Below are 25538 nucleotides of genomic sequence, written 5' to 3'. Positions count from 1 at the left end.
AGCCGCTTTTTTTGCGGCCGTCGACGAGCGCCGCTGTACAGCACGAGGAACAAGGGATGTTCGCGCCGGCCAATGAAACCCACTTTGCCCTGACCATCGAAGGGCTCTCCGCCGATTTTCAGGTATTCACCCTGACCGGCCGGGAAGCCATCAGCCAGCCTTTTGTCTTTGAGGTGGAGCTGGTCAGTGAGCAGCCGTCGCTGGACCTCGAAACCCTGCTGCACAAACCGGCCTTCCTGCAGCTGTCGCCCGATGGCAGCGGCATCCACGGCCAGATCTACCGCGCCGCGCAAGGCGATTCCGGCAAGCGCCTGACGCGTTATTCGGTGACCCTGCGCCCGCAACTGTCGTACCTGGCGCACCGCGTCAACCAACGCATCTTCCAGAACCTCACGGTGCCGAAAATCATCGGCATGGTTCTCGAAGAGCACGGCATTCAAAGCAACGCCTACGAATTCAAGACCGGTTCGATCTATCCCGAGCGCATCTACTGCGTGCAATACGATGAATCGGACCTGCATTTCATCCAGCGCCTGTGCGAGGAAGAAGGTATTCACTATCACTTCCAGCACAGCGCCACGGCGCACAAGCTGGTCTTCGGCGATGACCAGACAGTGTTCCCGAAACTCCAGCCTGTGGCCTACCAGCAAGACTCCGGCATGGTCGCCAGCAACCCGGTGATCAAGCGTTTCGACCTGCGTCTGGAAACCCGCACTAGCCGTACCACGCGCCGCGATTACGACTTTGAAAAACCACGCCTGACCCTGGAAAGCGAAAACCGTGGCGACGCCCTGCCCGACCTCGAAGACTACGACTACCCGGGCCGTTTCATCGACCGTGAGCGCGGCAAACACCTGGCCAAACGTGCCCTCGAACGCCACCGCAGCGACTTCCAGCTCGCCGAAGGCAAGAGCGATCAGCCGCTGCTGGTCAGCGGCCATTTCCTCGCCCTGACCGAACACTCGAAGGCCAAGTGGAACGACCTGTGGCTGCTGACCGAAGTGCTGCACGAAGGCAAGCAGCCGCAAGTGCTGGAAGAATCGGTGACCAGCGACAGCACCGCCCTCAAAGACGATTTCCATCAAGGCTACCGCAACCGCTTTCAGGCCACGCCATGGGACGTGCCCAACCGTCCACCGCTGCGCCACCCGAAACCGCGCATCCTCGGCAGCCAGAGCGCCGTGGTCACCGGCCCCAAAGGTGAAGAGATCCACTGCGACCAGTACGGCCGCGTCAAAGTCCAGTTCCATTGGGATCGCGAAGGCCAGGCCGACGACAAAACCAGTTGCTGGCTGCGCGTCTCCAGCGCCTGGGCCGGCGCCCAATACGGCGGCATCGCCATCCCGCGCATCGGCATGGAAGTGCTGGTCACCTTCCTTGAAGGCGACCCCGATCAACCACTGATCAGCGGCTGCCTGTACCACAAGGAAAACACCGTCCCGTACGATCTGCCGGCAAACAAGACCCGCAGCACCTTCAAGACCCTGAGTTCCATGGGCGGCAGCGGTTACAACGAACTGCGCATCGAAGACAAGAAAGGTCAGGAGCAGATCTTCCTCCACGCCCAGCGTGACTGGGACGAGAACATCGAGCACGACCAGAAGATCCGCGTCGGCAACGAACGCCACGACACCGTCGAGCAGAACAGCTACACGGAATTCAAAGCCGAGGAACACCACACCGTCTACGCCGACCGCAAAGTCGAAGCCCGCGCCAACGACCACCTGACCGTGGGCGTGAACCAGCACATCAAGATCGGCACCGGCCAATTCATTGATGCCGGCCAGGAAATCCACCTCAGCAGCGGCATGAAAGTCGTGCTCGAAGCCGGCGCCGAGCTGACGCTGGTCGGCGGCGGCAGCTTCATCAAGATCGACGCCGGCGGCGTGACCATGAGCGGCCCGACGATCAACATCAACTCCGGCGGCAGCCCCGGCAGCGGCACTCCCGCCGCCCCGCTGATGCCCGGCGTGCTGAAACAGGCCGACGCCGACAAGGCCGGCCAGGTCCTGACCCCGGCCCAGATCAACACCCTCAAACGTAACGCGCCGTTCTGTGAAGAATGCGAAAAATGCAAGGCAGGTGCCTGTGCCATCTGATCGACTGACACCCAAGGACTGGCTGGCACAACAGCCGCTGCAGAGTGGCGAGCGCCTGTACCTGATCGTCAGCGCAGCGAGCGATGCCGACGCGCTGAAAACCCTGTACCTGACCGAACCCACCGCCCAACTCCTGCCAATCTGGGGCGGCACGCCCTACTCCACCTGGCAACCGGTGATGCCCTACGTCACCGAACTCAAACCCAACTCGGCATTCCTGCCGTGGATCGCCGAAACCGACGCCCTCGACTGGGGCTGGCTGGCGGTCTCACGCGCCGAACCGAACGACGTGTTCGAGCATCTACGCAGCCTGACGCAGGTGAAGATGCCGGACGGGACTGAGGTGTTTTTCCGCTTCTGGGATGGGCGGCATATTTACCCGATTCTGAAGGGGCTTGGGGAGAAGGCTGGGGAAGTAATGCCGATGTTTGAGCGGTATCTGATTAATGGTCAGACGCTGGAGGTTGGGACACGGGTGTTGCCGAAGGTGAAGGATTGGCCGTGGTGGGAGGTGCCGAAGGATTTGCTGGATGGCTTAGCCAAGGACAACCCGACGACACTGATCAGCAACCTGATGCAGTGGCTGGAAGAAGACCGCCCGGATATTTACAACGCTTGGCCTGAGAACAACCTGAAGCTGAAAGTCAGCCGTTTCGTGCGCCGCCCGGATGCGCCGAAAAACCTTAAAGAAGCACTGTTAAACCACCTGATTCTGGAGCAAGGCTGATGGATCGCGTTGCCTTTGTTGATAAACAACTCTCTACCTTCCCGGACAGTTTGAAGGACTACCGAGAACTGACTGAAAGCAAATATGCGGAATGGCTGGACAAGGGGCCTCAATTTCTCGATAGACCAGCATTTTTTGGGTTGAGCAGATCCATCAAGCTCGGGAGCGCGAACGCTACTGTCAGTGTGAAAGACGATGAGTTCGAATCCACGGTTGCACAGTGCCCCAAGGATGGCAGACTGCTGATCGAAAGTAAGTTTGTCTCCGTCAACGACATTCCCGTTGGCAATATAACGGTCGAGGTCACTCCCAAAGAAGGCGGCACAGCAACTTCTATCACTCTCGATGCTGATGGAAAAGGTGTTTACAAGGGCGTACCAGGAAAAAAATACTTCGTTCGGGTACAAAGCTCAGTAACAAAAAATCAGCTAAATCAGCTATTTAGCTCCTACGACGGGTTCACCGCACAGTTAAAAGACTGGCTCGACTTAGAATGGAGAAAATACAGACCACTTTGGCCGAAGGAAACACTTGCCTCCCCCTACCTCGCCCAGATGAAGGGAACGCTCATTGGAAGTTGGGAGGCGATCAAGGCAGCATTTGACGGCATTAAGCGAATCTTTGAGATCCTGAAGGATCCGAAACAATTCGCAAAGGAATTGGGAGAAAGCGCGAGCGATTTGTTGAGACTAGCGAAAGAAACACCAGCGATGATGGAAAAGCTGATGTTGCTAGCCAGCGACCAAGCGGCACTTTTTCTTATTCTGAAGGCGTCAGGAATCTGGCTACTACAACTCCCTCCCAGCGTAACATCCGGAAAAACCGCAGAACAAATATCCAGCGCCATCGTAACTATTTTAATAGATATTCTTCTGGCGATCGTTCTCACGTTCGCTGCAGAGGGCTCAGGTATTGCCTATCTCGGCGTGCGCTTGGTTAACTACGGTGCAAGAGTTATCGAAGCTGTCTCTGGGTTTGTAAAATCCATATTCAGTATTGTTAAAAAGTTCATGGAAGCGATCGAGCACTACAAAAAACTCGCTACAAGGGCGATCGCTGGGACTTTTGAAAAGGGCAAGGTCAAACTTGGCTGGGACCGACAAGACCATGCAAAAGTTGGCAGTTCAGAGCATGTTGATGACAAATCAAAACAGTCAACCAACCACGACGATAAAAACGTCGCCTGCACCAGGGAAACTTGTGTTAACGGCTGCCCAGTATCGATGGTTACAGGGGAGGAACTGCTAACGCTTACTGACGGCCAGTTAAATGGACTGTTTCCATTCGAGTGGACCCGCCTATATCGTACTAGCGCAGCAGAAGTAGACTGTGGACTAGGCTACGGGTGGAGTCACGCTCTTGCGCAGCGAGTCCAAGTGAATGACGACGGGATTGTCTGGACAGATCATGAAAATCGCATCACCAACCTTCCGCTTCCTAGCGAACAACGGTCAGCAATAACCAATAGCCTAGCAAAAGCGGCTATCTTTATTGGTGATGATCCATCTGAACTCATTCTGACCCAGGCAGGCGAGCGCCCGCTGTTCTATCACTTCAGGTACAACAGCGAAGGCGCAACACTTATTGCAATTACTGACCGGTATCGTAATCGGCTTCATATTACTCGCGATATTCATGGACGAATCAAACGTGTAGATAACGGTGCGGGACGAGCATTATTAATTCGCTATGATCGCAAGCATATTGTATCTGTCGATTATCAGCAGTTCATCCCTGCAGACAACCTGGAAGATGCTTGGGCCACCATTCAAACACTTGTCACTTATCGATACGACGAGCACAGTCGCCTCGTAGAAGCGAAAAACGCCGCGGGTGAAAGTGAGCTTTATTCCTATAACCACCAAAACGTAATTCTCGAAAGGCAACTAGCTGGTGGTGCGAGCTTCTTCTGGGAATGGGAAAACGAAGGAAAATCCTCTCGATGCATCCATCATTGGGCAAACTTTACACAGATGGATGCCCGCTATACTTGGGACGATAATGGAAGCGTCACTGTTACTAACGCTGATGGCAGTGAGGAAATCTACACTCATGACGATCACGCCAGACTCATCAGCAAAGTCGAACCGGGTGGAGCGGAACACAGCAACATCTACGACGAAAAGGGCCGTCTTGTTGCCGAAAAGAATCCATTAGGCGCAATCACGGAATACCAGTACAACGACGCGGGTCGATTGGAAGCAGTAATTCCGCCAGAGGATACACCTACACTTTACGACTACAAATTCGGCTTTGTGTCCGAAGTTCGTCGTGGCGATGCAATCTGGAAATATATACGAAACAAACAAGGTGATATCACTCAACAAATTGATCCCGACGGTAATTCAACGTATTACTCTTACGATGATCAAGGTCGTCTTTTAGAGATTCTAAACCAGGATGGCAGCCGCCATAGGTTAGGTTGGAACAACCTCGGCGAATTGCTTGAAGAGCAGTTACCGGATGGTGGGAAACGTAAATACCGTTACGATGCACTTGGGCGGCAAATCACTCGCCAAGATGAAACGGGCGCCATTACTCAATACCAATGGGATGCCGTTGACCGTCTGATTCAGGTGATCCTACCCGGTGGCGCCAGCCGTGCCTTCACCTATAACCCGTATGGTCGCGTCACCGCCGAGCGAGACGAACTTGGGCGCATTACCCAGTACGAATATGCTGACAACCTGCATCTTGTCAGTCGTCGCATCAATCCGGACGGCAGCCAACTGCGCTACCGCTACGACAATGCGGGACTGCTGCTTACCGAAATAGAGAACGAGCGCGGCGAGCAATATCACCTCGACTACTACGCCAACGGCCTGATCCAACAGGAAACCGGCTTCGACGGTCGTCGCACTGCCTACGAGTACGACCTCAACAGCCAGTTGGTCAAGAAAACCGAATTCGGCGATGACGGCAGCGAACTCGTTACCGAATACCAGCGCGATGCTTCTGGCCGCCTGTTGGTAAAAATCCTCGCCGATGGCGAAGAGATTCACTACAGCTACGACGGACTGGGTCGTCTGGTAAATGTCGACGACGGCAATTGGCCACTCGCCTACGAATACGATGTGCAAGATCGCCTGATCACTGAACACCAAGGCTGGGGCACCACACGTTACGAATATGACAGCGTCGGCCAACTGAACCACTGCCGCCTGCCCGATGGCAGCAAACTTGACTACCGTCACCTGCCCGGCGGACGTCTGAGCAGCATCGACCTCAATGGCTCTCGCCTGACCGCTCACCAGTTCAGCGCCGGACGCGAACAGCAACGCCAACAAGGTCTGCTGCTCAGCCAATACCAGTACGATGAGCAGGGTCGCTTGCAAGCCCACACAGTCGGCCAGCGAGACAAGAACCTGTTTCAGCGTCGATACAACTACGACGCCAACGGCAATCTCGCCGGTATCGATGACAGCCGCAAAGGCAAGCGCAGCTACCACTACGACCCGCTCGACCGACTCATCAGCGTGCGCGGCGCCACACCGGAAAGCTTCGCCCATGATCCGGCCGGTAACCTGCTGGGTCAAAACAACGAAGGCACAGCGAACCTGGCCAACGTCAAAGGCAACCGCCTGCTGATGCAGGGCGACCGCCATTACGACTACGATGCCTACGGCAACCTGATCCGCGAACGCCGTGGTGCCGGCCAGAAACTCGTCACCGAATACCGCTACGACTGCCAGCACCGCCTCATCGGCGTCAGCCTGCCGGGCGGCAGTACCGCATCCTACAAATACGACGCCTTTGGTCGCCGTATCGAAAAAACCGTCGACGGCCACACTACCGAGTTTCTGTGGCAAGGCGAACGATTGATCGCTGAAAGCGCGGAAAACCGCTACCGCAGCTACATTTACGAACCTGGCAGCTTCCGCCCTCTGGCAATGCTCGACGGCGAAGGTCCACGCAAAGCTACGCCGTTCTACTATCAGCTTGATCACCTCGGCACGCCGCAAGAACTCACAGATTACAGCGGCGAGATCATGTGGTCGGCGAAGTACCGCGCCTACGGTAACCTCGCCGCGCTGGACGTCAGCGAGATTGATAATCCGCTGCGCTTCCAAGGTCAGTACTTCGATGCCGAGACGGGGTTACATTACAACCGGCACCGCTACTACAATCCGGGCACTGGGCGGTTTTTGACGCCGGATCCGATCAAGCTCGCGGGTGGGTTGAACAACTATCAGTACGTGCCTAACCCTACTGGATGGATCGACCCACTGGGATTGAGTTCCGATTGCCCCGGAGGACCAAACTGCAAGCCCGGAAAAATAGAAGATCCCTCACGTAAAGCAAACGTGGATGACGGAGCACCAAAATCTCCAGATGTTCAATGGACCAACCACGGAAATAAACACGTAGCTCCCAAGGCTCCTTGGCCATCGGTTGTAAAGTCAACAGCAAATGGCGGAGCAGCCAAGTATGCACCAGGCACAGACATTGAAGCTTTAGAACGACATGCTTTTGAGCATGGCCAAGAGGTTAACAACGGGAAACCTTGGAAAGTGATCGACATGGGACGAACAATCGGCGCAAACGATGGAAAAGAAACTCGATTCATGAGGGTTGAGCTCAGTGCAAATACAATTCATGGACATCCAATTTCCGAAGATGCATTTAAAAAACTCACGAAAAAGAAGAAATAAAACATGCTTATTACAGAAATAGAAAAACTAGGTGGAACTGTAACATTCGATGATATTTCTCAGCTGGATCAGTCCGCTGATATATCCATCATATTGGATGAACTCAAAGAAGATCTATTTCAAGCCACTCTTCCTTTCCAGCAAATAATTGATATTGGTTGGTATCCGGAGTTTAGTGAACACGGCGCATTCAAAGTATCATTAATCTCAAATTACAACTGGGAAGAGCCCATCCATAGCGAAAAAGCAAAAGACTGGACCGAGCTGAAAAATGCAATCAAAAATACTTTGAAAAAAGTACAAACAGAATAACGAATAGAAATTAACTATTCAAAAACTTAAAAATCCCTTAGAAAAATCACAAAAACGAAAATGGGACAACGAAAATGGTGGCGGATTTATTTCGAGCTTGCCACTTTTTGATCAAAAGAGACTGAAGCTCTCCTTTGGCCCCTTTTCAGAAAATAAATCCGCTTCCTTTTTCTAAAGCAAATTTAAATAATGCTGCTGAAAAATTCGCCGGCAACAACCTTATAATTAGCAAACTGTTTAGAGTAAGAAAATATACAAAAACCCTCAAGACGGAGTAGAAGTAGTAGAAGACATGAATGGAAACTATTTTAGAGTTTACGACCCCTCACTTCCCGGAAAACGTAAATATCTGAACCTTGACTTAATTGTACCTAGCAACAAAACGCTTCCGAACGGAAAGCAAGCAGGCAGATCGCAAAGCGAATACAACGAAGTTACGCACTTTAACAAGGAACCATAGAAGTGAAAACAATTTCAGTGCCAGTAACCGTGGAAGCAATGAATCGATTAGACTTTGATGCATGTTTACCGGGAGATCTGGAAGAAATTTTTCTTTCCGAAGATGAATTCTCAACCCTTGTAAAGACCGGAGCAATTGAAAAAATTAACTCAACACTAGGAATACTTATAGACGAGTACGAAGACGAAAAAATACAAGGAATCTCAGAATTACAAACATCCCTCAACATATTCCAAGAAGCATTAAAAACCACCAACACTGAAATAATAAACAAAATCTTAAAGCTTAATCAATCAGCAATAAAACATGATACCGGATTGTTTTTTACTTCTGAATTTTTCCAGAAATATATAAATTGATAAAAACTACAAATCCATATTTAATACTCAACTCAAAGAAATCGAAAAAACCACTCTTTATTCGATAAAAATAGCAACTCAACATAACTGAATGACATAAACACATAAACGCTTTCAATTTATAAAAAATAATGGATTTCTATTTCTGGTGAAATCACTCACCAAAAAACTGAGCATACCTATACTGCTTCAGCTTGCCACTTTTTGATCAAAAGGGATTGAACGCCCTCCCTTTGGCCTTCTTTTCAGAAAATAAATCCGGCCCCTTTTTCATTGCAAAATTTCGATGACTGGGAAAAGCTTCAATGAAGACCACTTTTGAAACTGCTTTAGACCTTCACGAAATATCTGATTTCTTTAAAGGAAATGGACAATATTTTGCTCGAGGCTCAGACTGGAGAGACCATCTTTTTATTAGCAACTGGCAGGAAATGTGCAGCGTTTTAAAGAACCAGAAAGCCGCACAAAACTTACTTACATCGATATTTGAAGATTATGCAAAATATTTAAAGGAAGATTATTCAGATGCCGAAGGATTATTCTCCAATATAAGCGCCTACTACACACTCAAAAACAAAATAGCCTTTTTATCGAGCAATAGTTACGACCTAATCGAAAGTCTTGACGAGAGAAGCAAGAAAAATATAGGAAAACCATTTCGTCTGCTTAGGCAGCAATATGATTTAAAAAACAAGGATCTGCCAAAGTACACATTTGATGAGGAAATTAAACGATTAAGACTCAAGGGATGCACTCTTAGTCTTGAACAGCTTTGAGAAACCTGCAGATCACGACTTCGGCATAGCTGAGGATAGATATTTAAAACAATTCAAAATCTAAAATTCTTCTATTCCCATAAATACCGCATTAAATTAGTGGGTTAAGGGGACAGATTTATTTAGCGGTTCGCTTTCCTCTCGATTTAAAAGGGATTAAAAATCGATCGGTCGCCCTCTTACCACTTCAATCAACGACCAATTAAAAACTCTAGAACAGGCAAAGCACCTGGTAAAGCCCACTACATATTTCGAGCAATTTAGAATGTGGATATCATCAGTATCGAACAAAAAGCAGTGGACGTCTATTTTCGGAGAAACATATTCCCCCTCAAGCATGCGTACGTCATACGTAATGCTGGACGGAAACTCTATATGCATAAAATTATCCAGCAAAATAGAGCAAGCAGCCCCTAAAAAGTGGCTGGCAAAGAATTACAACGAGTATGCGTTTCAGCTCTACATAGTAGACATAGAAAATTTTAATGTAGAGAATTTCAACTTCAGCGGCACCACCACCTTAACAATCGAGGGAAAATCCTCAGACTACAAAGTCACAATTGAATTTGAAAATAACTGTATAGCCACATGCCAAGCAAAAAATATTAGCATAGCCAATATTACGGCATACAATAATGACGGCGCAGTGTAGCGCAATGCGCTCACTGACACTTTTATAGACAGTAGTGCATTCAGACACTACCGACGATGTCGGGAACAGATCACAGTTTCTTATTACATAGATGTGATTATCTTACAACCTAAACGCTTTCATAAATCTGTCTCGTGAGCTCCTTGGTTTTAGGCAGAAACTATACCCATTACTTTGCGGCCCTTCGGTTTACATGAGCACCCATGAATAAACATCAAATCACACTCACCAATAACTGGACCGCCACCTTCGAAAACAACGGTGAGTTCCGCATGGGAGCCGAAGGCTGGAGCTTGCTCCTGCAAGGACCTGACGGCAGAAATATCAATTACTTCGCGGACAAGATCATTTTGGTCAACGATGACGACGGCACCCAGGCTAATTCGTGCATTCGTCTATCCAGCGACGGTGTCTACGGTTATTTGAGCACAGCAGTTGACAGCTGCTGGGTGGTCGATTTCTCGCGGTGCATGATCGCCCCGCACCGAGTGAGCATCCATCACTACCATGACGCCTATGACGAAAGCGTGGCAGCTTACGAACAGCCCGCCTTCAAGCGTGTGAGGCAATACATCAGTGTGGTTGGAAGGTACATCTATCTGACCTTCCCGCTGACCAAAGATGAAGACTTCCCCACAGTATGGGAAGAGTATCTATCCATACGCAAACGCCAACTGGATGAGCTCTATTTCAGAAACTGATCAGTGGGCGCCAATATCATCGTAGCTATTTGTGCGCCCTACCCGATCAACTCGTCCATCACCTCATACTTAACCACCACCCGATTCCGATACAATCTCCCCCTCTCCACCAACTCCCCCACCTGCCCCTTCTCCCGCACTTCCCGCCAGATTTCATTCTCCCGATACACCCGCTCGCCCTCGCGCACAAACCGGTGCCCTTCCTGAAACACGTGATACCGATACTCCCGCACCCGATCGCACAACAATTCCCCCTCCAACTGCGTCTCCCCCACATTCAACTTCAACTGAAAACTCCGATCCGTCGGGTTGTGCAGTACCAGATCAACGTAGTTGTAGAAAATCGCCGCGCCAGAGCCGAATGGCAGCACCCGCCCCTCATCCGGGAATGGATCGAAGCTGTGGTTGGAGCGCTCGACCACGACCAGCGGTGAGTGAATCGCCATCCAGTGGATCAGGTTGCTCAGTTGGCAGATTCCGCCGCCGATACCACGTCGTGCTTCGCCGAAGGACAGTTCCATGCCTTCGACGTAGCCGCGTTTGCGGGTTGGGCGGCCGACGAGGCGGCAGAAGGAGAAGTGTTCGCCGGGGGCGATGATGAGGCCGTCGATGGCGGCGACGGCGAGTTTGAGGTTGATGACTTTGTTGTGTTGCAGGGCGAGGTCGGAGTCACCGAGTTTGCGGATGAGTTTCGAGGTGTGTTTGAGGTAGCGGAATGGCAGGCGATCAGCGCCGGCAACAAGGGTTGCGTAGCGTTTGCTGGAGCAGCGCCAGGCGATCTGGCGGAACAGTCTTTTTTGCCACACGCGCAGCCAGTACAGGGCCGGGTGGTAGAGGGAAAGAGGTTTCATCCGTGGGGCGACGGCAGGTGCCGTTTCTTCCTTGAAGCATCTGAGGGGCGCGCAGTTTAGCCTGTGGGCCGGCTTGCGTCGTGCGCGAGATGTCTTGACTCGACACACCTCGCCTCACTTCCTGAACGGCAAATTAAGCTTCAACTAAGCTTGCGTCGCTAGCATCCCGGCCCGAGAGACACCTGTCGCCGATCAACCGCGGATGAGCTTCCCGAATGAGCCAGTTTGATTTACCAGCCGTTACGCAGTCGAATTTCAGTCTTGTATTGGTAAATTACAAAACCCCGGACATCACCCGGATGTGCCTGGAGTTGTTGCGCCAGCATGTCCAGGAACAGCGCATTCCGGTTTGGGTGGTGGACAATGATTCGGCGGATGCCAGCCTGGATTACTTGCGCTCGCTGGACTGGATCAATCTGATCGAGCGCCCCTCCCTCGGTAAAGAAGCGGGACATATTGCCCATGGCAAGGCGCTGGATCTGGCGCTGGGGAAAGTTGAAACCGACTATCTGTTTCTGCTGCACACCGACACCTTTGTCTACGACAAGGAAGTCTTCGCGATGATGCTGCGTGAGTGTACAAAGTCTGCGGAAATCGCCGCAGTCGGGTGTGTCGAGCAAATAAACCGAGGGATTGTCAGAGATACCTGGCGACTTACTTCGCGGTTTTGCAAACACTATATTCGCCGGGTGAAAACTGCGTTGGGTTTGCGCAGTAAAGAGCCGAAACCTTATCGGGAAACTCATCTCAAAAGTTTTTGCACCTTGTGGAACGCCAAGTTGATGAAATCCCATGGACTGCACTTTTGCATGGATGACCGAGTTCCCGGTTATACCCTGCAGGATCGAATGGTCGCTCTGGGCTACGTCATCAAGCTGCTGTCACCGCGCAAGATTTTCCGCTATCTGGATCACATCCAGGCAGGAACCGTCGCCGCTGCCGGCACGTACGGCAAAAACCACCGCCGCACCAAGATGTATGAAGCCACTCTCAAACGCTTTGCGGGTCAGGCGTCGGTATAATCGCGAACACAAAAAAGGGCGACTGCAAAGTCGCCCTTTTTTTATCTGAAATTGTATACATTCGCTCCGAAGAGGTGTTCGCCCAGTGTAATGGCCTGGCAATCCATGCACCGGTAAAGAGCCCTGACACTGGGCGAACGGGAAGGATTTTAATAGAAGTTGGCGGATATGTCGTCATACACAAAGGTAAATTTTATGTACGAAGAAGTTAATAGATATTTATCGACGAAATCCTTTCTTGAAACTTTCAAAGCACGGCTCAGCTCATTTCAGATGATTGTTCTCATACAATAATCTGTACAGGAACAATCATCTTGTAGAGTTAATACTCAGCTTTCATGCTGACTGGTCACTTTTAATACATCGGTATAAGTGACAACTACGCTCTGCCCGACTTTCAGATCTTTCAGCTTGGCCTGAATTTCAGGCTTTTTGACATCGAGGATTTTCGACTTACCTTGAGGGTTTTCCAGGGTCACCTGATTATTCTTCAAATCAATTTTGGTGATTTTCAGTTGCACCTGAATCTGCCGGTAAGCCTCCCCGCCCGGGTTTTCGCTGCCCGGCGCCTTGCGCAGTTCGCCGCTACGCTCGACGGTACCAGGCAGACCTTTATCCACATCGGTATCGAGGTAAGCCGCCACCGAGCGCTGCACTTCGACTTTTACCAGATCGCCGACCTGGAGGTTGGCGAGGTTTTTCGCCTTGTCGCTGAGCTGAACGTGAACCTGACGACCTTCGGCGCCTTCCAGCACGACCTGATGGTTGGCCGCATCGACGGCCAGCACTTTGGTGGTGACCTGATCGGCCTCGACGGTGGCAGACAGCGGTATATCGGCCGCCATTACGCCGAAGCTGGTGGCGGACAGAACGGTTGCGAGGGTGATGGCCTTGGCCAGAGCGTGGAGCTTCATAAGCGGTACTTTCCCTGTAATGAATGGCAGCAACCGGCGCCAACGTGTGTTTGGCGCCGAATGTGCCACTGAGCATAGACGCTGTTCAGGGCTTGGCTTTCGTTTCTGCCGCGGCGGTCTCCTGCGCGGTGGATTCGCCACTGGCGGTGCCCTTGCCGCTGTCCTTGCGCTGTTTGGGGTCAGTCGGGCGCAGGGCGTCGTTGTCGCGCTCGGTTTCTCCCGGTGGCCGAGGTTCGTCGGGGTGTTCGCTGGGGGATACGGGTTTCATGGCGGGGCTCCTCAGGCTTCAGGGTCATCCAGTTCATTGGCGACGTTCACGGCGGGTGAATCCTTGTGCAAGTCATCAGCCTTGGCACGCAGGATCTGCCACTGCTCCAGATCGATCGCGCCCTGGCCGAGCAGGTCGTCGGCGATGCGTTGCAGGTCGAAATAGTGAGCATCGGGGGATTGCTGCCAGTAGGTCTGATCGTCGAACAGGCGCTGCCAGGTGGTGAGGTCTGGGGGTTGCAGGTCGTCGCTCATGGTCAATCCTCCGCAGGTATTACGTTGTAGAGGCTGCGCGACGAAACGGAGTTCAACCCAATCCCTGTAGGAACTGCCGAAGGCTGCGATCTTTTGACTTTGATTTTTACAAACAGGAGCAAAAGATCGCAGCCTGCGGCAGCTCCTACATGAATGGCAGTCAGCAGTCAGTACCCGGTCATTTCCAGATAGCCGCGCCCGCCGAGGCTGCCGCTGATTCGCACCGGCCCTTCCCAGTACGGGATGCGCAGGTTCATCCAGGCGTCGGGATTGAGCGCGTCGAGGCTGATGTCGAGGTGTTTGTCGGGAATGCTGATCGACCAGCGCACCGGCATCTGGCGTCCGGCGACTTTGGCGGTGTCCTGGGGGGTGAGTTTGATCTGCTCGCCCTTCAAGGTTTCGGTCTGGCCGTTGGCGTTGATCCAGGTGCCGGTCAGAAACGGCGCACCATCGGTCTGGCGGGTGCGAAACAGCATCAGCGATTCGCCGTTGTCCAGGTGCAGGGAAAACCAGTCCCACCCGGTCTGATTGGCCGCCAACGGCTGGCTGCTCCATTCACGATCCAGCCACGCCGGGCCGCTGACGGTGTAGGTCTGGCCGTCGATTTGCAGGGTGCCGCTGGCCCGAAAAAACGGCTGACTGTAGTAATACGAGGCCTGGCCCTGTTCGGATTTGCGGCTGAAACCGTTGTCACCCTGCAAAACCAGCGGCCGACTGGAGGTGAGGTGCAGTTGATAGCTGAAGGCTTTGTCGCGGGCGCTGAGTTGCAGATCGGTCAGCGGATCCTGCGCCTGGCTGGCGAAGCGCCAATCATCGATCCACGCCTCGAACGGCGCCACGTTCACCCCGGCCTGCCCCACTCCGCCCCGGGCATAGCGCTCGGCGGCATGGTGCGCGGTGGCCGACGTCACCGCGGCATGCCCGAGCCAGATCGTCTGATTGCCCCAGCCCGGCTGCTCTGCCGCAGGCTTTAACGCACTGCGAAACAGCGTCCATTGCACACCGAAGTCGTGGCCCTGCTGATCCTTGAGATTGGCGGTGACATACCACCACTCGATACGAAAACCATCATGTGCGCCGTGATCTGCCGGGAAGCTGAACACCCGCCCCGGCACCACCGGTGTGAACTGCGCGGCCTGATCGCCGAGCCCGGCGAAGCCCTTCTGCTCAGGCACAGGCTGATCGCAACCGGCCAACAGCAGCAGCGCGAACAGAAGCCCAACCCGGTTAATCCTCATGAGCAAACGTCCTCAGCAGATCCGCCGGTCGCGTGCGGTACAACGAATACAGCGGCCACGCCGAGGCCAACAGCGTCGCCAGCAGCGCCAGCCCGAGCAACTGCAGCAATTGCAGCGGGAAAACCCGCAACGGCAAACGCCAGCCGAATGCCTGCACATTGATCACCGCGTCCAGACACCAGGCCAACGCGATCCCCAACGGCAACGCCAGCACCAGCGTCAACACCGCCAGCAGCCAGGTCTGACCGAGGTTGAGCAGCATCAACTGGCGGCGCGTCACGCCCAAGGCCCACAGCGGCGCCAGTTGTCCGAGGCGGCTCTGGCTCTGGGTCAGCAGGCTGATGAACAGCGCCACACCGGCCACCGCCAGGGTCAGACTGTTCAACGCGGCGGTGGCGGCGAAAGTGCGTTCGAAAACCTGCACCGACCAACCCTTGAGCCGCGCCTGATCGACGATGCGACTGTCATCGAGCTGAAAGCGCGTCTGCAGCGCAGACAAAAACGGCGGGATATCGGGCGGCGCGATGCGCAGGTTGAAACGGTTCGGTGTCAGCGACGGCCATAGCCGCAGCAGATGATTGCTGTTGACCAGCACGTGTCCCTTGGGATTGCCGTAGTCGGCGTAGATTCCGACGATGCGCGGCGACCATGTCCCTGCGGGTGTCGGCAGGGTCAGGTGATCCCCTGCACGTACCTTCAGGCGCCGTGCCAGTTGTTCGCTGAGCATCACCGCGTCGTCCGTTGCCAGATGCGCCCACGGATCACCGGCAATCGCCTCGAGCAACGGCCAGTGCTGGCGATAGTGCGGATGATCGATCACCCCGAACACATCCGCCGGCCAGCCCTGCAGGGTCACCGTTACCTGCCAGTTGGGCAGCACCGCGCTGATAGTCGGCTGTTGTTTCAACCAGGCGTACATTTCGCGCGACTGCGCCGGATTCACCGGGTTGAGGTACAGCTCGGCACTGAGGCGTTGTTCGAGCCAGTCGTCGAAGGTCTGGCGAAAACCGGCGGTCATGCTGCCAGCGCCGATGTTGGCCGCCAGTGCGAGCAACAACGCCATCAATGCCAGACTCAGCGCTGGCAGTTGCTGGCGGCAATCGGCGAGAAACCACTGCCCGAGTACCGAACGGCTGCGCCCGAGCAAAGGAGTAAGCACTGCGCTGAGCACCACCGGCAACGCCAGCGCGGCACCGAGCAGCAACCCGGCCATCAACACAAAACCACTGCTCAGGCTGTCGCCGAACAGCAACGCCAGCAGCGCAATCAAGCCCAGTAGCGCCGCCAGCCAACCCTGACGGCGCAACCAGCGCGCATGTTGCTGATGCCAGGCCTGCGGATCTGCCACCGCCAACAGCGGCAAACGAGCCGCACGCAGCAGACTGTTGGCACCGGCCAGCAACGCACCGAACAGGCTCAAGCCAATACCGCTGAACCACCACCATGGACTCAGGCGCAACTGCCCCGCCACTTCCGCGCCGTACAGACCGCGCAGGCTGGCGGCGACATCCGGCAGCAACACGCTCGCCAGCCAGTAACCGCTGATGACCCCGAACACCCCGCCAACCAGAGCCAGCACGCCCAACTCGACGATCAGGCTGCCGATCAGCATCCGCGCACTGACCCCGCAGGCGCGCAACGTGCGCAGCAGGCCACGACGCTGCTCCAGCGCCAGGCCGATGGCCGCGTGCACGATGAACAGCCCGACCACGAACGACAGAAATCCCAAGGCATCGAGATTGAGGTGAAAGCTCTCGGTCAGGCGCGCCAGATTGTTTTCCTCGGCGCTGCTTTTGAGCTGCAGCCGGCCATTGAATGCGGCCGGCAGCTCGGCATGAAAATCCTTCGCCAGTAGCAAACGTGACAGTTGCCCGGGCTGTTCGAGCACGGTTTGCGCGACACCGATGTCGACCAGCAACACGCCCGGTGCCATGTCCTTTTGCGCGTGCAGCGGCGGCAGCGCCTGGCCGCTGGCGGTCTGCGGCGTGGCGCCTTCGCTCAGGCCCAAGGCGTGCAGGGTTTCCGGTGAAATCCAGGTGCTGCCCGGCGGCGAGAAGAACGCGCCGATGCGTTCGATCGGCATCGCTTGCCCGGCCACCGCGGCATCCGCCGGCAGTGACACCGGCTCGATGCCCATCAGTTGCAGGCGCTGATCCGGGTGATCCTTGAGTACGAGCCGGCCCTGAAGCAGCGGGGAAACCGGCCAGCCTGCACGGCGCAGATCAACGAACCATTGTTGGGGAAACGTCGCGCCATTGGGCGTGCCGAGGCTGGCCTGTGGTTCGCCGCCAATCATCTGGCTCGCCCGGGCGTAACTGTCGCGGGCCTGACTGTTCAGTGCCTCGACCCCGGTCAGCAGACTGGTGGCCAGCCACAACCCGGTCAGCACACTGAAAAACTGCACCGGATGCCGCCGCCAGTGGCTGAGCAGCGCACGCAGGGTTTGCCAGAACACGTTCACGTCAGGCGGCCATTGGACAACACCACCCGCTGCGCCAGTCGCGCCGCCACGCGCGGGCTGTGCGTGACCATCAGCAGCGTGGTCGGCGTATCGTCGAGCAACTCGAGCAATAGGCGCAGCACTTCATCACTGGTGGCTTCGTCGAGGCTGCCGGTGGGTTCGTCGGCCAGCAGCAATTTCGGCCGTGATGCCAAGGCCCGACCCAGCGCGACCCGCTGCTGCTGGCCACCCGACAACTGTTCGGGATAACGCTTGAGCAAATCGCCCAAGCCCAGACGCTGCACCAGATGCGCCTGCCAGCGCGGTTCATGGCGCCCGGCCAGACGTGCCTGAAACGCCAGATTATCCTCGACCCGCAGGCTGCCGATCAGGTTGAACTGCTGGAACACCAGACCGATTTCCGTGCGGCGCCAATTGGCCAGTTGCGCCTCGTTCATCTGCTCCAGCCGATGCTCGCCGCTGTGGATGCTGCCGCGATCAGGCTTGTCCAGGCCGGCGATCAGATGCAGCAAGGTGCTTTTGCCACTGCCCGATTCGCCCATCAGCGCCAGACTGCTGCCGGGTTCGAGCGTCAGGTCGACGCCTTGCAGCACCGCAAGCGAGCCTTGGGGAGTGAGGTAACTTTTGAACACGCCTTGAACCTGAAGCATGCCGCCATCCGTTGGGTCAATGTGGGGCAAGGATAGCGGATTGCGGCCTGAGCAGATCAGTGCTGTTTGCACTGGCCCCATCGCTGACAAGCCAGCTCCCACAGGGATTGAGGTTGTCCACAAATATCAGCTTCACCATCAAACACTGTGGGAGCTGGCTTGCCAGCGATGAGGGCAGTGAATCCAACACAAATCTCAATCCCCGGTCGCCACACTGGTCGCAGCCTCCCCCGGCGTCACAATGGTTTTCAGATCAATGTGCTTCCACTCAGGCTTGGCGCCCAGCCGTGCATTGAAGCGGTAGTTGAAGGTGAAGTCGTCCGCCGTCGGCAGCGTCAACGGTTTGCCGTACAGCGCCTCGACTCCCGCCAGGTCATAACCCATCAACTGCAGCAGCGTCGGAAAAATGTTGTAGTGGCTGGAGCGGTCCTTGTTCGTCGGCAGCGCTTGCGCCCAGTCCGGGCCGTGCAGTTGATCGCCCTGAATCACCACCAGCGGCACCAGTCCTTCTTCCTCCACCGGATCGCCGCCGCAGTGGGTATTGAGCCCGGGGTTACCGCGTTCATGCAGGTCCTGGCCGTGATCGGAGGTGTAGATCAGCAGTGCATTGTGCAAATTGGCCTGGGCAAACACCCGGGCGAAGAACTCGCCGACGTTCCATAACACCGTGTTCTTGTAAGCGTTGCGGTACAGCACCCAGTCATCCGGCTGGCCGTTGAAACCATCGCGTTTGCCGGTATCCGCCACTTCGGTGAACTGCCCGCGCGGCAGCGTCGGCCGATAGGCCATGAACGCGTCCGGGTATTTGTCGTGCACCGGGAAATGCGCGCCGACCTTGTTGATCACCACCAGCTCCGGCTGATCGTCGTTGAGCAGTTCGATCAGCTTGGCGGCGGCGGCCATGTCGCGATCACGCACGCTGGTCTGGTCAAACTGGACGAACTCGTCGATGTCCTTTTTCTCGGTGTCGGTCATCAGGTTCTGCAGATTGCCGGCAGTGCGCTGAGCGTCGATGTACACCGTGCGCAACCCGGCCTTTTTCGCGTACTGCCAGATCGACGGCAGCGTGCTGTTGATCCGCATGTAATCGGCACGGGTGCCGCCGTAGCGCAGGGTGACGTTGGTGTCGGCGCTGCAATTGGCAATCGACGCGGCGTAGCCGTAATTGAAGATGTCGACGCCCGGATGCGCCTGATTAAGGTTGCTGTGCACTCCGAACGGCGCGTTGATGTCCAGGTAATTGCCGGAAATGCTTTCATCGATGATCAGCACGATGTCGTGATTGACCGCCACTGCATTGCGCGCCAGCGTCACCGGCTCGCGCGGGCCGACCGTGTTGTGCAGTGCTTCATAGGCGAACAGGTTCAGATAGGCCAGCGGCGTGTACATGATCGGCAAACCACGCGCGCCCTCGCCCGCCCGCAGGAACAGCACCGCGCTCAACAGCAACACGCCACACACTGGCGCCGCCACCCGCACTGCATTGGGCACCGCCAGCGCATGGCGCGGCTTGAGCCCGACCCCGAACAGCAATAAAAGCCCACTGAGCGCGCCATGAATGATCGCGTCGCGATACTGGTAGGCGGCTTCCTGGATGAAGCCGCCGGAGTACACCAGCGAGACAAAACTGCTGTAGCTCAGGTAATCCGCGGTGACCCGGGTATACACATCGAAAAACACCGCCGAGACAAACAGTGTTATTGCGAACAAGTGGCGAATGAGAGCCTGACGAATATAAGCCGTTAGATATAACGCTAAAGTAAGCGCCAAAAACATCGCGCCAAAAAGAAGTACAGCAAAACCGACGCCGATAGCATTTAACCGGTCAATGTAATATTCGGAATAAAGCAGCAAATAAACAATTAAAAGTACTTCTTTGGCATATCTGAACATGGCGATACCGCTCGTGCAAAACGGCAGGGAGTCAAAGGTTTGTCGGTCAGAACCTGACACTAGCACCCAGCCATCAAAGCGCAAGAATTGACTGTTTTCTTCAGAAAGCGTCAAAAAACCGGTGACTCAAATCTGACACACACCGAACGCTGCAAGCCCTTAAATTAGCGGCTTACAACCGTTTATCGCTTATTTTAAATCTGAACAAATCTGCAGAAAAACAACAAATCCAATCGCAGCAATGACTTGATGGCCAATCGCCAAAAAACGCTCAAGTGTTATACAGGTGCAACATGTCATTTTGCTGACACGCTTTCCAAACGCTGCGCTATACCCCTTTTACAGTCTTCTTCCGAACTTCTTCTTTTTGCTCTATCGAGGGTGCGCAGATGGACGTGAGCGTATTTGGCACCGGCTATGTCGGATTAATTCAAGCCGCCGCACTTGCAGATGTAGGGCATCGGGTTTTATGTGTCGATATTGACCCCAACAAGATCAAGCAACTGCAACAAGCTGTGCCACCTATAAGTGAGCCAGGTCTTTCCAGCACCCTTGAAGAAAACATCAAGGCCGGCCGCTTGCTCTTTAGCACCCAGGCCAGCGACGCGGTGGAGCATGCCGAGCTGATTTTCATCGCCGTGGGCACGCCGGCCGATGAAGACGGCTCCGCCGACCTGACCCACGTGCTCAACGTCGCCCGTGAGATCGCTTCGCACATGGAGGCTGATCGCACCCTGATCATCAAGTCCACGGTGCCGGTCGGTACGGCGGATCAGGTCGCCGCCAAGGCCACTGAAGAGTTGCAGCGCCGTGGCCGCAGCAGCCTCAAGGTCCGCGTGGTGTCCAACCCCGAATTCCTCAAGGAAGGCAGCGCCCTCGCCGATTGCATGCGCCCGGACCGGATCATCGTCGGCACCCGCGATGAAGCCGCCCGTGAGCAGATGAGCGAGTTGTACGCGCCGTTCTGCCGCAACCGCGAAAAACTGATGTTCATGGACAACCGCAGCGCCGAACTGACCAAGTATGCGGCCAACGCAATGCTCGCCACGCGCATCAGCTTCATGAATGAACTGGCCAACCTCACCGAACTGCTCGGCGCCGACATTGAAGCGGTACGCAAAGGCATCGGCTCCGATCCGCGCATCGGCTATCACTTCATCTATCCCGGTTGCGGTTTTGGCGGCTCGTGCTTCCCCAAGGATCTGCGTGCCCTGCTGCACACCGCCGAACACAACGGCATGCCGCTGAAACTGCTGCGCAGCGTCACCGACGTCAACGACAGCCAGCGGCACATCCTCTTCGGCAAACTCAAGGCGCAATTTCCGCAAGGTCTGGCCGGCAAGTCGATCGCGATTTGGGGGCTGGCGTTCAAACCCAATACCGATGACATGCGCGAAGCCCCCAGCCGCTATCTGATGGACGCGCTGTGGGCCGAAGGCGCCAGCGTGCAGGCCTACGATCCGGAAGCCATGTCCGAATGCCGGCGCCTGTACGGCTATCGCAACGACCTGCACCTGTGCGCCACCCGCGACGACACCCTGGAAGATGCCGATGCGCTGGTGATCTGCACCGAGTGGAAGAATTTTCGCGTGGTGGATTTCGAACTGCTGGCGAGCAAGCTGCGCTCGAAGGTGATTGTCGACGGTCGCAACCTCTACAACCCGGAACACGTGGCCGCCGCCGGCCTGCATTACAGCGGCATCGGCCTGCGCCACATCGCTCCGGAAGGATTGCGCCCATGAAAATCCTGGTCACCGGCGCAGCCGGCTTCATTGGCGCCCATTGTGTGTTGCGGCTGATGCGCGACGGGCATGCGGTGGTCGGCCTGGATAACTTCAACGGCTACTACGACCCGCAGCTCAAACACGATCGGGTGCAATGGGTACGTGATCAGGTCGGGCATTTCCCGCTGGCGCGGATTGATCTGGCCGATGCCGCCGCCATTGAAGCGCTGTTTGTCCGCGAGCAACCGCAAGTGGTGATCCACCTCGCGGCGCAGGCCGGGGTGCGTTACTCGCTGGAAAATCCGAAGGCCTACCTCGACAGTAACCTCTGCGGTTTCCTGAACATTCTCGAAGGCTGCCGCCACCATCCGGTGGAGCACCTGATTTACGCCTCGTCGAGCTCGGTGTATGGCGCCAACCAGCACACGCCGTATTCGGTGCATGACGGGGTGAATCACCCGCTGTCGCTGTACGCCGCGACCAAAAAAGCCAACGAGCTGATGGCCCACAGTTATAGCCACCTGTTCGGCATTCCCAGCACCGGCTTGCGCTTTTTCACCGTTTACGGGCCATGGGGCCGGCCAGACATGTCGCCGATCCAGTTCGCCCGCGCGATCACCGAAGGCACGCCGCTGAAGCTGTTCAACTACGGCGAGCACCAGCGCGACTTCACTTACATCGACGACATCGTCGAAAGCATCGCCCGGCTCACCGATCATCCGCCGCACAGCCACCCGGAGTGGGATCGTGAACATCCCGACGCGGGCAGCAGCATGGCGCCGTGGTGCCTGTTCAACATCGGCGGCCACCACCCGGTGGAGCTGAAAACCTATCTGGCGCTGATGGAAAAACACCTCGGCCAGAAAGCCATTGTCGAGCTCTTGCCCCTGCAACCGGGCGATGTGCTCAACACCTGTGCCGAGACCGATGATCTGGCCCAGGCCACCGGGTTCCAGCCCCGGATCGAGCTGGATGAAGGACTGGGGCGGTTCATCGCCTGGTTTCGCGACTACTACCCCACTGCCTGTCGCCCACGCGCCGCTCGCGGCTGAACATCAGCGGAGGACCCCATGACTGGACATGAACAAGGTGTACCGATCAATCAGATGCGCCGCGACAAGCGCATGGATCCCGAGCACCGAATGCGCCTCGATAGCGCCATCCACCGGCAGGGCCGTGGCTGGCTGACCGGCCGTGACGGTGGCCGGCCATGGACCCTGTCGCGCACCAACCGGGTGCTGGCCTGCTTCGGCGCGCTGGTGCTGCTGGTGGTGTTCTCGCCGCTGCTGCTGGGCCTGGCACTGGCGATCAAATTCACCAGCCCGGGGCCGGTGATGTTCGTGCAGAAACGCACCGGTTATCGCGGTCGCGCCTTCGGCATGTACAAGTTCCGCACCATGGTCTGCAACGCCGAAGAATTGAAGGAATCGCTGCGCCACCTCAACAAGCACGGGGTTGACGCCATCGATTTCAAGATCGACAAGGATCCACGCATCACCGGCATCGGCGGTTTCCTGCGGCGCACCAGCCTCGACGAACTGCCCAACCTGTTCAACGTGGTGAGCGGTGACATGCGCCTGGTCGGCCCGCGGCCGACCTCGTTCAACGCCTACCGCTACAAGGACAGTCACCTCGCGCGCCTGAGCATCTACCCCGGCATGACCGGCCTGTGGCAGATCTCCGGGCGCAGCAACATCGACTTCGACCAGCGCGTTGAGTTGGACCTCAGCTATATCGCCGAGCAAAGCCTTTTGCTTGATCTGAAGATCTTGTTGAAAACCCCCTTCAAAGTATTCAGCGGCCACGGAGCAAGCTAATGGACGGTTCAACCAACAAAAGCCTGAGCATTGCCAACCCCAGCGAATCGAACCTGATTTCGACCGTGCTGGATCTGGATCTGCGGATCCTGTTCCTGACCGCCGCCAACCCCGGCGCGGGCACCACCACCAGCGCGCTGGCGCTGGCCAGCCAACTGGCGCAGATGAGCAGCGGCCAGGTGCTGCTGGTCGATGCCAGCCAGTCGGCAGGCAACCTCACGCAGCAATTGAACCTGGGCAAGGAGCGCGGCCTGCGCGACCTGCTGTTCAACCCGGACAACCCGCCGCTGTTGCAGGACTGCGTGGTGCAGGTCTCGAGCCTGCCTTTTCATGTGCTGCCCAATGGCCGGCCGATCCGCACCCTGGAACACCTGACCGCCGAGCGCCTGAGCCCGCTGCTCGACCGACTTGGCACCCAGTATCGCTTCGTGGTGATCGACGGCGACGCGGTGTATTCCGCCGCCGACACGCTGGTGCTCGCCACTCAGGTCGACGGCGTGGTGTTCGTGGTGCGCGCCGAGGACACCCGCTGGGAAGTCGCCCAGGCCGCCGTGCAACGCCTGACCCAGGCCGGGGCAAAAGTGGTCGGTAGCGTGTTCAACCGGCGCAAGTACTACATGCCCAAGTGGCTCTACAAAAACCTGTAAGCAAACGCGAAGGATGACGCCATGAACGCCAAGATACTTGTTCTGCTGATGCTGCCGCTTGCAGGCTGCTCCAGCAACTCCGAAACCCAGAACATGCCGGTGAACATTCTCACCGCCACCCCGGCCAACGCCCAGGCCACCGACATGCCGAAGGTCGAACAGACCCTGCGCCCGCAAGACGTGCTGGATGTGATCTTCCACATCAGCACCAGCGGTTCGGACGCCTACCGCGTGCAGTCGGGTGACCAGATCGGCCTGAACTTCACCGCCGCCAGCCAGCTCAACGGCAACCAGTTGGTGCTGCCTGACGGCACGATCAACCTGCCGGGCGCCAACACCTCGGTGAAAATCGCCGGCCTGACCGCCGATGAGGCGCGCGATGAAATCCAGCGTGCCTACCAGCGCAAACAACTGTTCCAGCCCAACCGTAATCAGCTGACGGTGCAAGTCATCAGCCCGCTGACCAATGAGCAGAACCTGAAAAGCGCCTTGAATCACCCGGCCACCGGCATGAGCCGCGAGATCACCGTGGGCAATGACGGTTATGCGAGTTTTCCGGAAATCGGCGCCGTGCCGCTGCAAGGCATGACCATCAATCAACTGGAAACCTTCCTTAACCAGAAATATGCGCAATTGCCGGGGCGGATGAGCGTCGATGTGATGCTCAAGTCCACCGCCGGCAACGAGATCTACGTGCTCGGCGAAGTCGGCCAACCGGGTTCCTACCCGATCCGCCGTCCGGTGTCGGTGCTTGAAGCGCTGACCCTGGCGCGCGGCACCAACGTCAAGGCGCGGCTGGACTCGGTGGTGATCATGCGGCGCAACGGCAACCAGGTGCAGGCCGTGCACTACGACGTGGAAAAAGCCCTGTCGGGCGATGCGTCGCAGATCGCCTACCTGCAACCGGACGACATGCTGTTCGTGCCGAAAACCAAACTGGCCAGCGCCGGTGAACTCGCCAGGCAACTGGCCGACGTGGTGCTGTTCCAGGGCGTGGGCTTCAGCTTCGGCTACCGCGTCGACAACAAAGACAGTAACAACAACTGACTCTCAGGTGACCG

At 56.1% G+C, this 25538-nt stretch carries 22 protein-coding genes; 14 read left to right on the top strand and 8 right to left on the bottom strand.

Translation table 11 applies throughout. The annotated features are described in order from the left end of the window. The first annotated feature begins 56 nt into the window (after nucleotides 1-56). The 8 genes from tssI to PMI25_RS24075 all read left to right on the top strand — a co-directional run bounded on the left by tssI (nucleotide 57) and on the right by PMI25_RS24075 (nucleotide 10738). Nucleotides 57-2099: a type VI secretion system Vgr family protein gene (gene tssI, locus PMI25_RS24105; RefSeq protein ID WP_024164493.1), complete on the top strand. Its 2043-nt coding sequence runs from the start codon at nucleotides 57-59 to the stop codon at nucleotides 2097-2099. Then, on the top strand, nucleotides 2089-2826 hold the full coding sequence (locus tag PMI25_RS24100; RefSeq protein ID WP_007961373.1) for a DUF4123 domain-containing protein: 738 nt from the start codon (nucleotides 2089-2091) through the stop codon (nucleotides 2824-2826). The genes tssI and PMI25_RS24100 overlap by 11 nt, the downstream gene beginning before the upstream one ends. Continuing rightward, complete coding sequence (locus tag PMI25_RS24095; RefSeq protein ID WP_007961372.1) at nucleotides 2826-7478, top strand: RHS repeat-associated core domain-containing protein; 4653 nt, start codon at nucleotides 2826-2828, stop codon at nucleotides 7476-7478. Before PMI25_RS24100 ends, PMI25_RS24095 begins: the two co-directional genes overlap by 1 nt. Before the next feature lie 3 nt (nucleotides 7479-7481). Then, nucleotides 7482-7790, top strand: a complete 309-nt coding sequence (locus PMI25_RS24090) for a hypothetical protein (RefSeq protein ID WP_007961371.1) — start codon at nucleotides 7482-7484, stop codon at nucleotides 7788-7790. Between the two features lie 462 nt (nucleotides 7791-8252). Next, a complete protein-coding gene (locus tag PMI25_RS29260) occupies nucleotides 8253-8609 on the top strand; it encodes a hypothetical protein (RefSeq protein WP_150113670.1) in 357 nt (118 codons plus the stop codon). Between the two features lie 305 nt (nucleotides 8610-8914). Continuing rightward, nucleotides 8915-9385 carry a hypothetical protein gene (locus PMI25_RS24085; RefSeq protein WP_045122180.1) on the top strand — a complete coding sequence of 157 codons (471 nt, stop codon included), beginning with the start codon at nucleotides 8915-8917 and terminating at the stop codon, nucleotides 9383-9385. A 265-nt stretch (nucleotides 9386-9650) separates the two neighbouring features. Next, entirely contained in the window at nucleotides 9651-10037 is a 387-nt protein-coding gene (locus tag PMI25_RS30025) for an Imm50 family immunity protein (protein WP_081755233.1), read from the top strand. A gap of 203 nt (nucleotides 10038-10240) precedes the next feature. Next, nucleotides 10241-10738, top strand: a complete 498-nt coding sequence (locus PMI25_RS24075; RefSeq protein WP_007961369.1) for a hypothetical protein — start codon at nucleotides 10241-10243, stop codon at nucleotides 10736-10738. A gap of 38 nt (nucleotides 10739-10776) precedes the next feature. On the opposite strand, the gene PMI25_RS24070 is transcribed toward PMI25_RS24075, so the two are convergent. Next, nucleotides 10777-11589: a VanW family protein gene (locus tag PMI25_RS24070; RefSeq protein WP_007961367.1), complete on the bottom strand. Its 813-nt coding sequence runs from the start codon at nucleotides 11587-11589 to the stop codon at nucleotides 10777-10779. A 215-nt stretch (nucleotides 11590-11804) separates the two neighbouring features. Between PMI25_RS24070 and PMI25_RS24065 the strand changes: the two genes are divergently transcribed. Further along, entirely contained in the window at nucleotides 11805-12611 is an 807-nt protein-coding gene (locus tag PMI25_RS24065) for a glycosyltransferase family 2 protein (RefSeq protein ID WP_007961365.1), read from the top strand. A gap of 329 nt (nucleotides 12612-12940) precedes the next feature. Here PMI25_RS24065 and PMI25_RS24060 read toward each other — a convergent pair whose 3' ends face one another. The 7 genes from PMI25_RS24060 to PMI25_RS24030 all read right to left on the bottom strand — a co-directional run bounded on the left by PMI25_RS24060 (nucleotide 12941) and on the right by PMI25_RS24030 (nucleotide 20289). Then, the gene (locus tag PMI25_RS24060) at nucleotides 12941-13525 is read right to left on the bottom strand and encodes a hypothetical protein (protein WP_007961363.1); all 585 of its coding nucleotides are present in this window, start codon (nucleotides 13523-13525) and stop codon (nucleotides 12941-12943) included. A gap of 85 nt (nucleotides 13526-13610) precedes the next feature. Beyond that, nucleotides 13611-13793, bottom strand: a complete 183-nt coding sequence (locus PMI25_RS24055) for a hypothetical protein (RefSeq protein WP_007961361.1) — start codon at nucleotides 13791-13793, stop codon at nucleotides 13611-13613. Nucleotides 13794-13804: 11 nt separating this feature from the next. After that, nucleotides 13805-14047, bottom strand: a complete 243-nt coding sequence (locus PMI25_RS24050; protein ID WP_007961359.1) for a hypothetical protein — start codon at nucleotides 14045-14047, stop codon at nucleotides 13805-13807. A 167-nt stretch (nucleotides 14048-14214) separates the two neighbouring features. Then, nucleotides 14215-15285: a lipocalin-like domain-containing protein gene (locus PMI25_RS24045; protein ID WP_007961356.1), complete on the bottom strand. Its 1071-nt coding sequence runs from the start codon at nucleotides 15283-15285 to the stop codon at nucleotides 14215-14217. Then, entirely contained in the window at nucleotides 15275-17746 is a 2472-nt protein-coding gene (locus tag PMI25_RS24040) for an ABC transporter permease (RefSeq protein ID WP_007961354.1), read from the bottom strand. Before PMI25_RS24040 ends, PMI25_RS24045 begins: the two co-directional genes overlap by 11 nt. After that, nucleotides 17743-18396, bottom strand: coding sequence for an ABC transporter ATP-binding protein (locus PMI25_RS24035; RefSeq protein WP_007961352.1), 654 nt, complete (start codon nucleotides 18394-18396; stop codon nucleotides 17743-17745). Before PMI25_RS24035 ends, PMI25_RS24040 begins: the two co-directional genes overlap by 4 nt. A gap of 195 nt (nucleotides 18397-18591) precedes the next feature. Continuing rightward, nucleotides 18592-20289, bottom strand: a complete 1698-nt coding sequence (locus PMI25_RS24030; protein WP_007961344.1) for a sulfatase-like hydrolase/transferase — start codon at nucleotides 20287-20289, stop codon at nucleotides 18592-18594. Nucleotides 20290-20678: 389 nt separating this feature from the next. On the opposite strand from PMI25_RS24030, the gene PMI25_RS24025 reads away from it, so the two are divergent. From PMI25_RS24025 to PMI25_RS24005, 5 genes are read left to right on the top strand one after another with little or no spacing between them, the layout of a single operon-like run. Beyond that, nucleotides 20679-22031 (top strand): UDP-glucose dehydrogenase family protein, encoded by a 1353-nt coding sequence (locus PMI25_RS24025; protein ID WP_007961342.1) that lies wholly within the window; start codon nucleotides 20679-20681, stop codon nucleotides 22029-22031. Next, on the top strand, nucleotides 22028-23065 hold the full coding sequence (locus tag PMI25_RS24020; protein ID WP_007961340.1) for an NAD-dependent epimerase: 1038 nt from the start codon (nucleotides 22028-22030) through the stop codon (nucleotides 23063-23065). Before PMI25_RS24025 ends, PMI25_RS24020 begins: the two co-directional genes overlap by 4 nt. Nucleotides 23066-23083: 18 nt before the next feature. Beyond that, nucleotides 23084-23830: a sugar transferase gene (locus tag PMI25_RS24015; RefSeq protein ID WP_007961338.1), complete on the top strand. Its 747-nt coding sequence runs from the start codon at nucleotides 23084-23086 to the stop codon at nucleotides 23828-23830. Then, entirely contained in the window at nucleotides 23830-24477 is a 648-nt protein-coding gene (locus PMI25_RS24010) for a CpsD/CapB family tyrosine-protein kinase (RefSeq protein WP_007961335.1), read from the top strand. Before PMI25_RS24015 ends, PMI25_RS24010 begins: the two co-directional genes overlap by 1 nt. Nucleotides 24478-24498: 21 nt before the next feature. After that, nucleotides 24499-25524 carry a polysaccharide biosynthesis/export family protein gene (locus tag PMI25_RS24005; RefSeq protein WP_007961333.1) on the top strand — a complete coding sequence of 342 codons (1026 nt, stop codon included), beginning with the start codon at nucleotides 24499-24501 and terminating at the stop codon, nucleotides 25522-25524. Nucleotides 25525-25538: the final 14 nt, after the last annotated feature.

Source organism: Pseudomonas sp. GM30, assembly GCF_000282275.2.
Lineage (GTDB): Bacteria > Pseudomonadota > Gammaproteobacteria > Pseudomonadales > Pseudomonadaceae > Aquipseudomonas.
The sequence above is the reverse complement of the archived record's forward strand: the minus strand, read 5'-3'. Positions and strand labels throughout refer to the sequence as shown.